At 72.2% G+C, this 14,435-nt stretch carries 9 protein-coding genes and 1 tRNA gene; all 10 read right to left on the reverse strand.

From position 1 onward, the window contains the following. Positions 1–19: 19 nt before the first annotated feature. Positions 20–102, reverse strand: a tRNA-OTHER gene (locus tag ABH920_RS36670). A gap of 2 nt (positions 103–104) precedes the next feature. After that, a complete protein-coding gene (locus tag ABH920_RS36675; RefSeq protein WP_370353872.1) occupies positions 105–2,087 on the reverse strand; it encodes an AAA family ATPase in 1,983 nt (660 codons plus the stop codon). Next, positions 2,084–3,505, reverse strand: a complete 1,422-nt coding sequence (locus ABH920_RS36680; RefSeq protein ID WP_370353873.1) for a hypothetical protein — start codon at positions 3,503–3,505, stop codon at positions 2,084–2,086. Before ABH920_RS36680 ends, ABH920_RS36675 begins: the two co-directional genes overlap by 4 nt. A gap of 103 nt (positions 3,506–3,608) precedes the next feature. Continuing rightward, on the reverse strand, positions 3,609–6,098 hold the full coding sequence (locus ABH920_RS36685; protein ID WP_370353874.1) for a hypothetical protein: 2,490 nt from the start codon (positions 6,096–6,098) through the stop codon (positions 3,609–3,611). 142 nt (positions 6,099–6,240) lie between these two features. Next, a complete protein-coding gene (locus ABH920_RS36690; protein ID WP_370353875.1) occupies positions 6,241–7,062 on the reverse strand; it encodes a PadR family transcriptional regulator in 822 nt (273 codons plus the stop codon). Continuing rightward, entirely contained in the window at positions 7,063–7,941 is an 879-nt protein-coding gene (locus tag ABH920_RS36695) for a DUF4097 domain-containing protein (protein WP_370353876.1), read from the reverse strand. It abuts the gene before it with no gap. A 112-nt stretch (positions 7,942–8,053) separates the two neighbouring features. Then, positions 8,054–8,230 (reverse strand): DUF6104 family protein, encoded by a 177-nt coding sequence (locus ABH920_RS36700; RefSeq protein WP_370353877.1) that lies wholly within the window; start codon positions 8,228–8,230, stop codon positions 8,054–8,056. Positions 8,231–8,336: 106 nt separating this feature from the next. After that, positions 8,337–12,134 carry a multifunctional oxoglutarate decarboxylase/oxoglutarate dehydrogenase thiamine pyrophosphate-binding subunit/dihydrolipoyllysine-residue succinyltransferase subunit gene (locus ABH920_RS36705; protein WP_370353878.1) on the reverse strand — a complete coding sequence of 1,266 codons (3,798 nt, stop codon included), beginning with the start codon at positions 12,132–12,134 and terminating at the stop codon, positions 8,337–8,339. 263 nt (positions 12,135–12,397) lie between these two features. Next, on the reverse strand, positions 12,398–13,591 hold the full coding sequence (locus tag ABH920_RS36710) for an ATP-binding protein (protein ID WP_370353879.1): 1,194 nt from the start codon (positions 13,589–13,591) through the stop codon (positions 12,398–12,400). Then, positions 13,588–14,424: a response regulator transcription factor gene (locus tag ABH920_RS36715; RefSeq protein WP_370353881.1), complete on the reverse strand. Its 837-nt coding sequence runs from the start codon at positions 14,422–14,424 to the stop codon at positions 13,588–13,590. The genes ABH920_RS36710 and ABH920_RS36715 overlap by 4 nt, the downstream gene beginning before the upstream one ends. Positions 14,425–14,435 lie beyond the last annotated feature (11 nt).

Raw genomic sequence — 14,435 nt, forward strand, 5'->3', positions numbered from 1 at the left:
GGCCCTCGCCCTCCCCAGGTGGCCCCGGCCGGATTCGAACCGGCGTTCCCCGCGTCGCTTGAGTGGATCTGAGCGGTGCGCCTGCCTCTGCGCTACGGGGCCGTTCACGGAATCCTGGCGGAACCCTCCCGCGCCTTGCAAGCCGCGAGAATGCCGACCCAGAACGCCTGCGCGTCCTCCGAGGCGCCCACCAGGTAGGTGGCGCGCAGCTTCGGCGGGAGGTGCGTGGCGAGCCGGATCACCACCTCCTTCTGCTTCTTCAGCTGGGACAGCTCCGCGTTGGCGAACACCTGGTGCACCACGTCTGAGGCGTCGTCGCCCTCGGCGTTGCCCGCGACCGCCTGGGCCAGGCGGCGCTCCCAGGAGTCGACGTCCGCGGCCAGCTCCTTCAGCCCGGTGCGCTGCGATCCCGCCAGCCGCGCGGTCAGCGCGCCCAGCGGGACCGGCGCGTACTCGCCGTCGCCGAGGTACACCAGCCCCTGCTGCAGCGGCAGGCCGCGGCCGTGCAGGCGGATCAGGCGCTCCAGGGTGCGCTTGGTGATCCAGGCGCGGCCCTCGTCGTCGATGTCGTTCTTCCACCACTCCAGGACGGTCTCGGCGACCGGCCCGTACTTGGCGATCAGCCACTCGTTCGCCGGGATGTCCTCCGGCGTGATGTCCAGCGAGGCGGTGAAGCGGGAGGCCTGCGCGATGTTGTTGCGCGAGACCAGCAGCTTGCGGCCCACGTGGTACGGCGGGTTCTGCAACGCGATCTGCGCCCGCAGGCCGCGGATCGGACGCCCCGCCACCGACCACTCCTGCGTGATCTCCATCAGCCGGGCGAACGCCGCCTTGTCCTTCGGCCGGTTGTACTCGTCCCACACCACGGCCTTGGGCTCGTCGCCGGTGAAGCCCGCGGCCAGCAGGTTGTCCAGGGTGCCGTCGGGGGAGGGCACCGGGGCGCACAGGTCCTCGACGTTGGTCACCGGCAGTGAGAAGTACAGCGGGTCGCGGCGCAGCACCTCCTGGATCAGCGTCCTGACCACCTCGGTCTTGCCGCAGCCGGGCGGGCCCTGCACCAGCACGCACCACCGGTTCTTCAACGCCGCGCGCACCAGCCGGCGCACCGGGTCGGCGATCGTCGAGCGGTTCGGGACGTTCAGCGCCCCGGCGATCGCGTCCAGGATCTCCGCGGTGCGGTCCGCCTCCTGGGCCCGCGTACCCTCGGCCGGCGGCAGCGCCAGCCGCAGCCGGGTGCCGTTGAGCAGCGGCAGGCCCCAGATCAGCGGGAACCCCTCGGCGGCGTTGGCCAGGATGTGCTCCAGCGTGCGCGGCGAGAGCAGGCGGCGGATCTCCGGGGGCTGCGCCGCCCAGACGCGGAACACGCCGGTCAGGTCGAACTGGCCGAACTTGCGGCGCAGCGCGTCGCGCCACGCGGTGTCGTTCGCCGTCACCCTGATGGTGACCATCCGGTCCAGGATCGCGAAGTCGCTGCGGCGGGCCGCGGTCTCGGCCAGCGACTCGTTGTCGGCCAGGAAGACGCCGATGCAGCCCAGCGCGCGCAGGTCGTGCTCGCCGAGGGTCCAGTTGCAGGCGATCTGCATCAGCTGCGACTGGATCGCCGGGCCCGCCTGCAGCGAGTCGTCGATCAGCAGCACGAACCGCCGGCCCGGCTTGAGCTGGCGCATCACCAGCTGCCGGAGCACCAGCTCGCCGGTGCGCGGGTCCCGGACCGGGGCATTCACCAGCAGGTCGTCGGGGGCCAGGTTGGCGGCCGGGACGTAGACCAGCTCGGTGTCGTCGTAAGCCTGCTTGATGTGCGCGGCGAACGTCGCGGTCTTGCCGATGCCGTGCTCGCCGAAGATCTGCCCGGTCTGGCCCAGGTCGATCATCGCGTCGATGAACGCCTCCAGGGCCGACGGCCGGGCGGCGGCCCGGCCCGCGGCGGCTCCGGCGGACCCGGCGGCTCCGGCGGCCCCTGCGCTTCCGGCCGCGCCGCCCGCTCCGGCGCCCCCGCTCTGCCGCGGCAGCTGGTCGCCGCCGTACCCGGCGGTGAACTGCTCCTCGTCCGGCGCCCAGGCGGTCTGGCCGGTGGTGTGCTCGCTCAACGGTCCCCCGTTCGTACCTTGTGACAGGCCATCTGCGGTGTGTGCCCTTCGGGCCAGTCGTCGCCGTGCTCGGTGATCAGCCAGATCCACTTGTCGGGCTCGGCCGGCGTGATGGGCGGGGCGATGCCGTCGGTCACCATGATGACGGCGTCCAGCGTCTCGTCGAACGGCTCCCCGGTCCGCGCCGACGGCGCGCGCCCCTCCAGGTAGTCGGCGACCGCCTGGAAGCTGGTCCCGCCGCCGCCGACCAGCGGGTCGCCCGGGGCGAACGGCACCACCTCGGCGTCGAAGGACAGCCAGTGCGCCTCGACCCCGTCCAGCTGCCCGACCAGCGAGGCGACCCAGTCCACCACCGGCGGCGGCATCGACCCGGAGGCGTCCACGGCGATCGCCACCACCCGCTGCCGCTCCGGCCCGCGCCGGGACAGCATCGGGTCCTCGCCGAGCGCGGCCAGCACCGCCCCGCGCTTCTTCGGGTAGACCAGGCGCTCGCCCTCGGCCAGCTTGGAGGCCAGCACGTCCACCAGCCAGCGCTGCCACCAGTCCACCCGCCGGGTCTTCTGCGTCTGGCCGCGGATCATCCCGGCGCCCAGGTCGCCCCACAGCTTGGCGAGCCGGTCGGTGGCACCGTCAGTGCGGTCGATGAGGTCCAGCAGCTCCGAGCGCGCCGCGCGCACCCCGCGCTTGGCGGCCAGCAGCACGTTCGCCAGCACCTCGTTGCCGATCCGCTCGATGGTCTCGGCGTCGGCGAGCTCGTCCTGCAGCTCCTGCAGGATCTCGTGGACGCAGATCGGCGGCGGGCTCGGCGGGTGCTTCATCCGGCGCAGCTCGGTGTAGCAGCCCATGTCGGTGCGGATGAACTCCTCGTACGGGAACGGGTTCAGGCCCTGCGCCGTCAGGTCCGCGCGGTAGCTCGCGAAGATCTTGCGCGGGTCCACGCCGGTCGGCTTGCCGTCCACCACCGGCAGCGCGTCCCGCCGCAGCCGGGTCAGCGCGACGTGGTTGATGGTGCTCTCGATGGCGATGTCGAAGACCGGGTCCTCGCGCAGCTCCGGTTCGGTGAACAGGTGCCGCTGGATCAGGTGCCGCGCCTCGTGGAAGAGCACGAACTTCACCCCGTCCAGCCCCAGCTCGACGAAGAAGTCCGGGTTGAACAGCAGCAGGCAGGTGCCGTCCCCGGCGGCCATCACCGCCGCGCTGTCGATGGCGGTGGTCGGTATCTGGTGCGTGCACTTGGAGTAGATCCACCCGGCCACCGCCGAGGACTCCATGCCGAAGTCGACGAGCGCCGCCTCCTTCAGCCGCACGGCCTCGGCGATCGTCGCCGGCTCGGCCGGCTGCCACGCCGCCAGCGCCTTGCGGTCGGTGGCGCTGACCGGCAGGCGGCGCGAGCGGCGGCCCGACTCGTCGGTCTTCATGCGGCGTCCTCCTGCGCGGTACTGCGGCCTGATACAAGTCTTCTATGTCGCGGCCCGTCGGTCGAACCGATTGGGCTGTTGCCCATTGCACGAGTCGGAGTGCTCACGGGGCCGGCGGCTTCGGGGGCTCGCTGCGGGGGAGGGGCGGGAGCAGGCTCGGGGTCTGGCTCAGGCGGGGCCTGGGCTCGCGCGGGGTGTGGGGCGCGGGCATGTCGGAGCTCTGACGTGGCTGCGGCAGGTGCTGGCCGGCGTACTCAGATGTGATGCCCTCGAACTCCGCGAGCAGGCCGTGGAGCGTGACCCCGTCCTCGGCGAGCCGCATCCAGCGCTCGGGGCGGCCTTCGAGATGCCGGCGGACCAGGTCGGCGGTGACCGGACGCGTGGGCTGGAACCCGGCGTCCCACAGCGCGATCACCCGCTCCGGATCCGGCCGCGCGATGCCGGTCGCCGCCGCGCGCAGAGGCTCGTCGCTGTGCTCGCTCATCGAGTCACGCACCGCCTCGTGCATCTTCTCCAGACTCCCGGCACGCTCCAGTTCCAGCGCCCACACCGGCTCCGGCCCGGCGGCCGCGGCCAGGCGCGCGTAGGCGACGATGCGGCGGTCGGTCTGCAGCGAGCGGTTGCTGCGCCGGAGGACGGCGTGCAGCAACTCCGGGTCGTGCGACTCCAGGGCCGGCTGCAACAGCGCGGGCTCGGCGTAGCGGGTCACCAGGCGCTGCACGAGCGCGGGGTAGATGCCGCCGACGGCCTCGGAACGCACCACCACCGCGATCCGCAGCTCCAGCGAGGCCAGCGGGTGCTGATACACCGCCGCCAGCACCCCGGGCTCCGCGGGCTCGCGGTCGGCCAGGCGCCACAGCGTGCCGACCGACGCCGCCGGATTCCGCGCCGCGGCCAGCCGCATGGCCGGGGTCCCGTGCGGGCCGATCGCGAGGTCCAGCAGCCAGCGGGGCTCGGGGCCGCGGTCCAGGACGCGGGTGAGGACGCCGATCAGGGCGCGTACTTCGGGGTCGGATGATCGCACCGGCTCCGCGGCCGGTCGATCTGTGCCGGCTGGCGCCTCAGCACCGCCGAACCCCGCCGCCTCCACCAGTGCCCCGACCACCCCCGCAGGCGCCACCTCCAACAACACCGCCGCCGGATCCACCCCCCGCGGCCACCGCCCGGCACGCCGGGCCGGCAGCGGCGCCCCGGCGTCCACCGCCTCCAGCAGCCCGCCCAGGCTGCCCTCCCACGCCGCGACCCGCGTCAGCACCCGGAGCCAGCGCCCCGCGTCCGGCCCGATCGCCTCGGCGACCGCCGCACGCAGCTCCGCCTGGTACCGCTCCTCGGCCTGCGGCGGGATGGTGACGAAGTGCGGCGCGAAGCCGTTCTTGCCCTTCGCCGTGTAGTACTCCGCCAGGCCCGGCGGCGTGGGCAGCGCCAGGGCCAGCACGTCCGCCGCCGGGGCCGCGTGCGCCACCGCCTCCGTCGCGTTCAGCGAGCCGTGCAGCAGGCCGCGGCGCAGCAGCTCGCGGGTCGCGAAGTGGCGCGTCGCCGGGTTCAGCGCCCCGGCCGCCGCGTGCGCCCGCAGCACCGTCTCCACATCCGGCCGCGCCGCCCAGAACACCGCACGCGGATACCGCGCCTCGAACAGCTCCCGCACGTCCCCCGGCACGTCCTCGCGCGCCGCCGCCTCGTCCAGGCCGCGCGACGTCGCCTGCCCGGCCTGCGTCCACTCCTCGCCGGTGCCGACCACCGACGCGTACGCCAACACCGCGTCCCACGGCATCGCGTAGTGCTGCGACCCGGTGTTCGGCGCGGTCCAGGAGTCCGCCTCCTCGGCCGGCGGCAGGCTGTCGAGGCGCAGCGGCCGCGGCGCCTTGTCCAGCTCCGCGTCGTCGCCGGTGTCCCCGAAGGCGAGCACCGTCTCCCACCACGGCGCGTAGTACGACGCCCCGGCCGCCAGGACCGTGGTGACCCGCTCGCGCAGCTCGTCCTGCCACACGTCGGCCAGCATCCCGGCGTCGCGCAGCGTCCGCAGCCCCCGCACCACGGCGGCCACCTGCCGCAGGTGCACGGCCAGCGGCAGCGCCGTGAGCGCCAGCCCGATGTCGTCCGCGGAGCACGCGGCCACCGTCAGGTCGGTCTCGATCCGCGCCGGCATCGGCGAGTGCCGGTCGGCGTGCCGCCGCTCGGTGCGCGCCAGCTGGTTCCGCAGGAACTTCTTCACGCCCGGCGCGATGACCGGCCGGCCCTCCGCCCCGCGCCGGTCCCGCACCAGCGCGGCCAGGATCCAGGCCCGCGACCGCTTCCCCGCGGTCCGGACCAGCACCTCGTCGACCGCCGGATCCGCCATACGGAGGAGTGCGCGCAGCACGGCGTCCGGGTCGGCCACGGTCTCGTCGGCCAGCGCCTTCCGGGCCAGCGCGGCGGCAGCGGCGGCCGCGGCGGAAGGAGGTTGTCCGAGCACGAAATCGCTGACCGCCGCGGACAGAGGAAGCGAAGCCTGCGCGATCCCTTCAGCCACCTGCGCGTCGCCGATGCCGTGCAGCACCGCCGCGACGTCGTCAGGGTGCGCGAAGTGCAAAGCGTCGATCAATCCAGCGACCACAGCGGCTCCCTCCCAGGCCCCATGATGCCGCAAGACGCTGACGGCGCGTGCCGTGGACCCAAGCCCACGGCACGCGCCGTCATCCCCCTCAAACCGAACCGGTCAGCTCATGGAGCCCAGACCGGTCCCGGCTCGTCCTGTATCAGCCCCGGAAGATGTCCCGCAGCTCCCGTGCCGCGCGCTCCAGCACCTCGCGCGCGGCGTTCAGCTGGTCCTGCGACACCGGGATGTCGTCCCGGTGCTCCCGGGCCATCGTCCGCACCTCGTCCCGGAACCGCATGAACGTGGCCCGCAGCTCGTCCAGCTGCTCCCGGTCCGCCCGGTCGCGCGAGCGCCGCCCGGTCCAGTCGTCCACGCTGTCCTGCGCGAAGCGCTGCCAGCGCGAGGCCTCGTCCTGCCAGTGCTCGCGCCACTGCGCGGCCCACTGGTCCTTCCACTGTTCCTTCCAGTCGTTCTGCGCACGCTTCCAGTCGCGCCACTCGTCCTTGCCCCACTGCGAGCGGTCCGCCGGAGGATGCGCCGGGGCGTGCGCGGCGCCGCCGCGGCCCTTCGCGGAGTCCGTGCGGGCCTCGGTACGAGCCTCGGCCGCCTCGGCGCGCAGCTCCTCCTGGATGTGCCGCGCCGACTCCTTGACCTCGTCGCGGATCTCCTCGGCCAGGCTGCTGACCGACTCGCGGATCTCGGTCTCCAGCGCGTCCATGTCGTCGGCGCGCGCGGCGAGCTCGGTGCGGCCGGCGTCGGTGATGTGGTACACCTTGCGGCCGCGCTCGTCGGTCTCGTGCCGGATCAGGCCTTCGCTCTCCAGCCGCGACAGGCGCGGGTACACCGTGCCGGCGCTGGGCGCGTACAGGCCCTGGAACCGCTCCTTGAGCTGCTGGATGATCTCGTACCCGTGCTTGGGGCTCTCGGCGAGCAGCTTCAACAGGTACAGCCGCAGCCGTCCGTGTCCGAAGACGGGTGCCATCTAACGATCCTCTCCATCTTCGCCGTCCACCGAGAACTTCGTCTCGGGGTCGACTGCCCTTCTCAGCAGCGTCATGTCACCGGACACCGCTCTGGCCTTCAGACGTCCCTGCCCGGTCCCCAGGCGTCCGGACAGCTGTCGCGGCTTGGTGAAGGGGATCTGCTTGTTGCCGAACAGCGCCGCGGAGTCCAGCCCGTCGAAGGTGGTGACGGTCCGGCCGCTCATGGTGGACATGTCCACCTCCAGGTTGGCGTCCGCCGGCGCGCGGACTATCACCTGGCCGGAGACCACGTTCAGCTCCAGGCGCGGGGCGTCGGTGCCGTCCTCCAGGTCCACGGTGATCGCGCCCGACGTGGTGCCGGCCTTGATCGTGTTCTGCGAGCCCAGGGCGATAACGGTGATCGGCCCGGAGACGGTGTGCGCGCTCAGGTCGTCGGTGACGCTCTCCGCGGTGATCGCCCCGGAGACCGTCTTGACGTCGGTGGGCCCGTGCAGCTGCGCCAGCGTGATCTCGCCGGACACGCCCTGGACCCGGGTCCGCTCGTGCAGGTTCGACACCACCAGCGGCCCGGAGACCACCGTGACGTCCACCAGGCAGTCCGGCGGCACCTGGATCGAGATGTCGGCCTCGATCCTGCGGCCGTGCATCAGCCAGCCGAGCACGTTCGGCCGGAACTCGCCGTGCCGGACCGTCAGCTCGCCGTCCTCGTCCGCGACCACCAGGGGCTCCTCGCCCTTGACCCGGGTCACGTCCACCACCGCCGCGCCGTCCTCGCCGGCCCCCACCACGTCGACCTTGCCCGAGGTGGTGACGACTTTCAGCCGGTGGATCCCCTCGAAGGCGAGCCGGTCCGGCCCGCTCAGCTCGTGTCTCGTCATCACCAGGGCCCTTTCACGATGTATCGCGTCTCTGTAGGAGACGATATATCGCGTTGCCCCCGAGGGCAAGTACCCCGGCCTGACCAGGACGAACACGGCATCTGAAGGCTGCTCAGTCCTCGTCGTCGTCCAGCCGCGCCAGCCAGGTGGCCAGCCGGTCCACCGCCGCCTCGAACTCCGGGTTCAGGTCGGTGAAGGTGCGCAGCTGCTCGGCGAGCCACGCCAGCGACACCTCCTCGTCCCCCCGGCGCTTCTCCAGTTCCTCGATACCGCGGTCCGTGAAGTACATGCTTTACCCGTTCACTATGAAAGAGCTCTGAGTTGCTATGCAAAAGGGTGGGACCCACGCCGAAGCGCGGATCCCACCCCGTATGTCGTGCCAGAGATCGGCCAGGTCAGCCGGTGAAGGCGTCCTCGACCAGCTGGGCCTGCTCCACCGCGTGGCGCTTGCCCGACCCCACCGCCGGGGACGAGGCGGCGGCCCGCGAGACCACCGTCAGGCCGCGGCCCAGGGCGGCCGGCAGGTTCATCGCCACGAACGGCCACACGCCCTGGTTGGCCGGCTCCTCCTGGACCCAGCGCACGTCCACGTCCGGGCTGTAACTCGCCAGCGCCGCGGCGATCTCGGCGGCCGGCAGCGGGTGCAGCCGCTCCACCCGGATGACCGCGGTGTCGGTGATGCCCGCCTTGGCCCGCTTGGCCGCCAGCTCCCAGTAGAGCTTGCCGGAGACCAGCAGCACGCGGCGCACGCCGGCCGGGTCGACCGTGACGTCCGGCAGCACCGGCTCGAAGCGGCCGGAGGTGAAGTCCGCCACCGGCGAGACCGCGTCCTTCAGGCGCAGCATCGACTTCGGCGTGAACACCACCAGCGGCTTGTGCGCCGGGTTGTGCGCCTGCCAGCGCAGCAGGTGGAAGTAGGACGCCGGGTTCGAGGGCATCGCCACGGTCATGTTGTTCTGCGCGCACATCTGCAGGAAGCGCTCGGGGCGGGCCGAGGAGTGGTCCGGGCCCTGGCCCTCGTAGCCGTGCGGCAGCAGCAGCACCACGCCGGAGCGCTGGCCCCACTTCTGCTCGCCGCTGGAGATGTACTCGTCGATGACCGACTGCGCGCCGTTGACGAAGTCGCCGAACTGCGCCTCCCACAGCACCAGGGCGTTCGTGCGGGCCACCGAGTAGCCGTACTCGAAGCCCAGGGCCGCGTACTCGCTCAGCAGCGAGTCGTAGACCGTGTACTTGGCCTGGTCCGGGGTCAGGTTCGACAGCGGGGTGTACTCGGTGGCGTTCTCCCGGTCCACCAGCACGTGCTGGCGCTGCACGAAGGTGCCGCGCCGGGAGTCCTGGCCGGCCAGCCGGACCGGGACGCCCTCCATCAGCAGCGAGCCGAAGGCCAGGGTCTCGCCCATGCCCCAGTCGATCCGGTCGTCGGTGATCATCTGCGCGCGCTTCTGCAGCGGCTGCAGCACCTTCGGGTGCGGGGTGAAGCCGTCGGGCAGCGAGACCTGCGAGTCGGCGATGACCTTGACGGTCTGCTCGCTGATCGCGGTGTCCACCTGCGCCGGGTAGGGCTGCACGTCCACGGCGAAGGTCGCCGAGACCGGGGCCTTGGAGACCTCCTTGGTCTCCGCGAACACCCGCTCCAGCTGGCCCTGGTAGTTGCGCAGGGCCTCCTCGGCCTCTTCCAGGGTGATGTCGCCGCGGCCGATCAGGCCCTCGGTGTAGAGCTTGCGGACGCTGCGCTTGGCCTCGATGAGGTTGTACATCAGCGGCTGCGTCATCGACGGGTCGTCGCCCTCGTTGTGGCCGCGGCGGCGGTAGCAGATCATGTCGATGACGACGTCCTTGTTGAACGCCTGGCGGTAGTCGAAGGCCAGCTGCGCGACCCGCACGCAGGCCTCGGGGTCGTCGCCGTTCACGTGGAAGATCGGCGCCTCGATCATCCGGGCCACGTCGGTGGCGTAGATCGAGGAGCGCGAGGCGGCCGGCGAGGTGGTGAAGCCGACCTGGTTGTTGATCACCAGGTGCACGGTGCCGCCGGTGCGGTAGCCGCGCAGCTGCGACAGGTTCAGCGTCTCGGCCACCACGCCCTGCCCGGCGAACGCGGCGTCGCCGTGGATCAGCAGCGGCAGCACGGTGAAGCCGGCCGAGGCCTTGTCGATGATGTCCTGCTTGGCGCGGACGATGCCCTCCAGGACCGGGTCCACGGTCTCCAGGTGCGAGGGGTTCGCGGCCAGGGTCACCGCGATCTCCGAGCCGTCCAGCGCGGTGAACGAGCCCGAGGCGCCCAGGTGGTACTTCACGTCGCCGGAGCCGTGCATGCTCTTGGGGTCCAGGTTGCCCTCGAACTCGCGGAAGACCTCGGCGTACTCCTTGCCGACGATGTTCGTCAGCACGTTGAGCCGGCCGCGGTGGGCCATGCCGATCGCGACCTCGTCCAGGCCCGAGCGCGCGGCGTCGGCCAGGATCTCGCCGAGCAGCGGGATCGCCGACTCGCCGCCCTCCAGCGAGAACCGCTTCTGGCCCATGAACTTGACCTGCAGGAAGGTCTCGAAGGCCTCGGCGGCGTTCAGGCGCTCCAGGATCCGCAGCTGCTCGGTGCGGTCCGGCTTGGCGTAGCCGTGCTCCACCCGGTTCTGGATCCACTTGCGCTCGTCCGGGGACTGGATGTGCATGTACTCGATGCCGATGGTGCGGCAGTAGGAGTCGCGCAGCACGCCGAGCACGTCGCGCAGCTTCATGATCTTCTTGCCGCCGAAGCCGCCGGTGGCGAACTCGCGCTCCAGGTCCCACAGGGTCAGGCCGTGGCTGACCACGTCCAGGTCCGGGTGCCGGCGCTGCTTGTACTCCAGCGGGTCGGTGTCGGCCATCAGGTGGCCGCGGGTGCGGTAGGACTCGATGAGCTCCTGCACGCGCGCGGTCTTGTTGATGTCGTCCTCGTGCGAGGCCGAGATGTCCTGGATCCAGCGGACCGGCTCGTAGGGGATGCGCAGCGACTCGAAGAGCTTGTCGTAGAAGCCGTCCTCGCCCAGCAGCAGCTGGTGGATGATCCGCAGGAAGTCGCCGGACTGCGCGCCCTGGATGATCCGGTGGTCGTAGGTCGAGGTCAGGGTCATGACCTTGCTGACCGCCAGCCGGGACAGCGTCTCCTCGCTGGTGCCCTGGTACTCGGCCGGGTACTCCATGGCCCCGACGCCCAGGATCGCGCCCTGGCCCTTCATCAGGCGCGGCACGGAGTGCACGGTGCCGATGGTGCCCGGGTTGGTCAGCGAGATCGTGGTGCCGGCGAAGTCGTCCGGGGTGAGCTTGTTGTTCCGGGCGCGGCGGACCACGTCCTCGTACGCCTGCCAGAACTCGCGGAAGTCCATGAGCTCGGCGCCCTTGATGGAGGGCACCAGCAGCTGCCGGGTGCCGTCCGGCTTCACCTGGTCGATGGCCAGGCCCACGTTGACGTGCGCCGGGGTGACGACCGCGGGCTTGCCGTTCTCCGTGGTGTAGGAGCGGTTCATCTCCGGCATCGCCTTGAGCGCCTGCGCCAGGGCGTAGCCGATGATGTGGGTGAAGGAGACCTTGCCGCCGCGGGCCCGCTTCAGGTGGTTGTTGATCACGATGCGGTTGTCGATCAGCAGCTTGGCCGGGACGGCGCGCACGCTGGTCGCGGTGGGGACCTCCAGCGAGGCCTCCATGTTGGTGACCACGCGGGCCGCCGGGCCCTTCAGGACCGCCGTGGTGGTGCCCGCGCTGCCGCCGGCCGGGGCCGGGGCGGCGGTGGTCGCCGCGTCCCGCGGGACCTGGACCGGGGCGGTCGGAGCCGGGGCGGCCGGGGCCGCCGGGGCGGCGGCCGCCGCCTGGGCGGGGGCCTGCGCCGGGGCCGGCACCGCCGCCGGAGCGGTCGGCGCGGCGGGAGCAGCGGCTTGGGCAGGGGCCGATGTGTCGGAGGTCACAGTCACTTCGGGGTTATCAACCTTCGCAACGGGGGCAAGAGCCTGCGCGGCGGCAGAGCTGTCCGTGGGCTGGTAGTCGTTGAAGAAGTCCCACCACGCGCGGTCCACGCTTTCGGGGTCGCGCAGGAACTGCTGGTAGATCTCGTCCACCAGCCACTCGTTCGGGCCGAACTCGGCCAGGGTGTGCCCCGGCGTGGAGCCCGGAGTACCGGCAGTCTGATCGGTGGTTGCCTGCTGCGACGGCTGTGGCGACACGGCGGTTTCCGCCCTCTTCCGCGTGGGTGCGTATAGGAGTGCACAGCGGCTACGACCGGCTCCGGCCGTAGACGTATAGCGGTCATCCAGGCTACGCCGATGTGGGGCTTTATTGCAGTCGCGCCCCGGGTTCGAGGCACTGATCACACCGCCGTGCGGGGAAAATCCCTCCATGTGACTAGGGACAGGTGGCAACGCGGTGGTCAGGAGTGACCAGATTCACACGCGGGCCGCACATTAGTGCGTTGTGCTCACCGGTCCGGTTACGGCAGATCGACGCGGATGACACATCCGGGTTGCGCGCCGACGGCCACCGGATGGCCGGACGGGGCGGCGGCACTGGAATCGCCGGCGGCCGCCGGCACGACCGGCACGACCGGCTCGGCCACCGAGATCCGTCCGCCGTGCAGATCCACCACCCAGCGCGCGATCGCCAGCCCCAGCCCGGTGCCGCCGTCCGCGGCCTGCCGCGAGCCGCGGTCGAACCGGTCGAAGACCCGGACCCGCTCGCCCTGCGGGATGCCGGGGCCCTGGTCGCAGACCTCGACGCGGACCCCGCCCTCCTCCAGCCGCCGGGCCCGCAGCGTCACCCGGCCGCCGGGCGGCGAGTGCCGGACCGCGTTGTCCAGCAGGTTGGCCGCGACCTGGTGCAGGCGCTCGCGGTCGGCGCGCACGGTGAGCTCGGCCGGGACCACGTCCACGACCGTGTAGGGGCGCCGGTCGGCGCCGGGCGACGAATCCCGGGTCAGCATCGAGACCGTGGCCTCGCGGGCCACGGTGGCCAGGAACTCCTCCAGCGCCACGTCCTCGCGGTCCAGCTCGACCGCCCCGGCGTCGATCCGGGACAGGTCCAGCAGGGTGCTGACCAGCCGGCCCAGCCGCTCGGCCTGCTCCAGCGCGAGCCGCATGGTCGGCGGATCCGGCTCGGTGACGCCGTCGACGACGTTCTCCAGCACCGCGCGCAGCGCCGAGATCGGCGTGCGCAGCTCGTGCGAGACGTTCGCGATCAGCTCCTTGCGCTGCCGGTCCACGGCCTCCAGGTCGGCCGCCATCAGGTTGAACGCGGTCGCCAGCTGCCCGACCTCGTCCCGGGAGTTGGAGGTGGTGACGCGGCGGCTGTAGTCGCCGCGGGCGATGCGCGAGACGGCGTCGGCCATCGAGCGCAGCGGGCTGGTCATGCCGTGCGCCAGGATCTGCGTGACGCCCAGCGACAGGATCACCGCGACGCTGACCACGTACCGGGCCTGGATGCCGGCCGAGACCCCGATCGCGGTGAACACGCCGACCACCGACACCGAGGCCACGACCAGCACGCCGAGCTTGACCTTGATGCTGTGGAAGCGGTCCAGCGGGCGCACTTCGCGGGCGCGGTCCACGACCGTGCCGCCGACCTTGCGCGAGGCGGCGTTCAGCGTGGTGACGCGGGTGCCGAAGCGCAGCGAGACGCGGGAGTTCATCGTCCGGCCGCCTCCAGGCTGGTGTCGCCGAGGACCGGCTCGGCCTCCAGCGCGTAGCCGACGCCGTGCACGGTGCGGATCCAGTCCGCGCCGATCTTGCGGCGCACGGCCTTCACGTGGCTGTCGACGGTGCGGGTGCCGGAGGCGTCCAGCCAGTCCCACACCTCGGCCAGCAGCTTCTCCCGGGTGAGCACGGTGCGCGGCTGCCCCGCCAGACAGGCGAGCAGGTCGAACTCGGTGGGGGTCAGGTGCGCCTCGTCCTGCGAGCGCCCGGCCCCGATCCGCACCCGGCGCTGCGCCGGGTCGATCTCCAGCATCCGCGCGCCGGCGCTGGTGCCGATGGCCATGAAGCGCAGCGGCCGCGGGGTGCGGGCGGCGGCGGCCGTGCCCGGTCCGAAGCCGGTCCCGATGGGGATGACGTTGCTGGTACCGGTGCTCTCGGCGCCGCCGCCGGCCCCGATCTCCGCGGCGCGCTCCACCCGCCGCAGCAGCGCGTGCACCCGCGCGATCAGCTCGCGCATAGAGAACGGCTTGGTCAGATAGTCGTCGGCGCCGGTGCGCAGGCCCTCGATCAGGTCGCTCTCGTCGTCGCGGGCGGTGACCATGAGCACCGGGACGGCCCGCTCGGCCTGGATCCGGCGGCACACCTCCAGGCCGTCGAAGCCCGGGAGCATGACGTCCAGCACGATCAGGTCCGGCAGGTGCTCCTGGGCCGTGCGCACCGCGGCCGGGCCGTCGCCGGCCAGGTGGGTGGCGAAGCCTTCGGCGCGCAGGCGGGCCGCGATCGCCTCGGCGAGGGTCGGTTCGTCCTCGACGACGAGAATGCTGGTCACGGCTTCAGCAT

This window comes from Catenulispora sp. EB89, from assembly GCF_041261445.1.
Taxonomy (GTDB): domain Bacteria; phylum Actinomycetota; class Actinomycetes; order Streptomycetales; family Catenulisporaceae; genus Catenulispora.

Excerpts from the sequence above, each read along its gene's own strand:
- ABH920_RS36680 (WP_370353873.1), bottom strand. The coding sequence starts at position 3,505 with ATGAAGACCGACGAGTCGGGCCGCCGCTCGCGCCGCCTGCCGGTCAGC.
- ABH920_RS36690 (WP_370353875.1), bottom strand. The coding sequence starts at position 7,062 with ATGGCACCCGTCTTCGGACACGGACGGCTGCGGCTGTACCTGTTGAAG.
- ABH920_RS36695 (WP_370353876.1), bottom strand. The coding sequence starts at position 7,941 with ATGACGAGACACGAGCTGAGCGGGCCGGACCGGCTCGCCTTCGAGGGG.
- ABH920_RS36700 (WP_370353877.1), bottom strand. The coding sequence starts at position 8,230 with ATGTACTTCACGGACCGCGGTATCGAGGAACTGGAGAAGCGCCGGGGG.
- ABH920_RS36710 (WP_370353879.1), bottom strand. The coding sequence starts at position 13,591 with ATGAACTCCCGCGTCTCGCTGCGCTTCGGCACCCGCGTCACCACGCTG.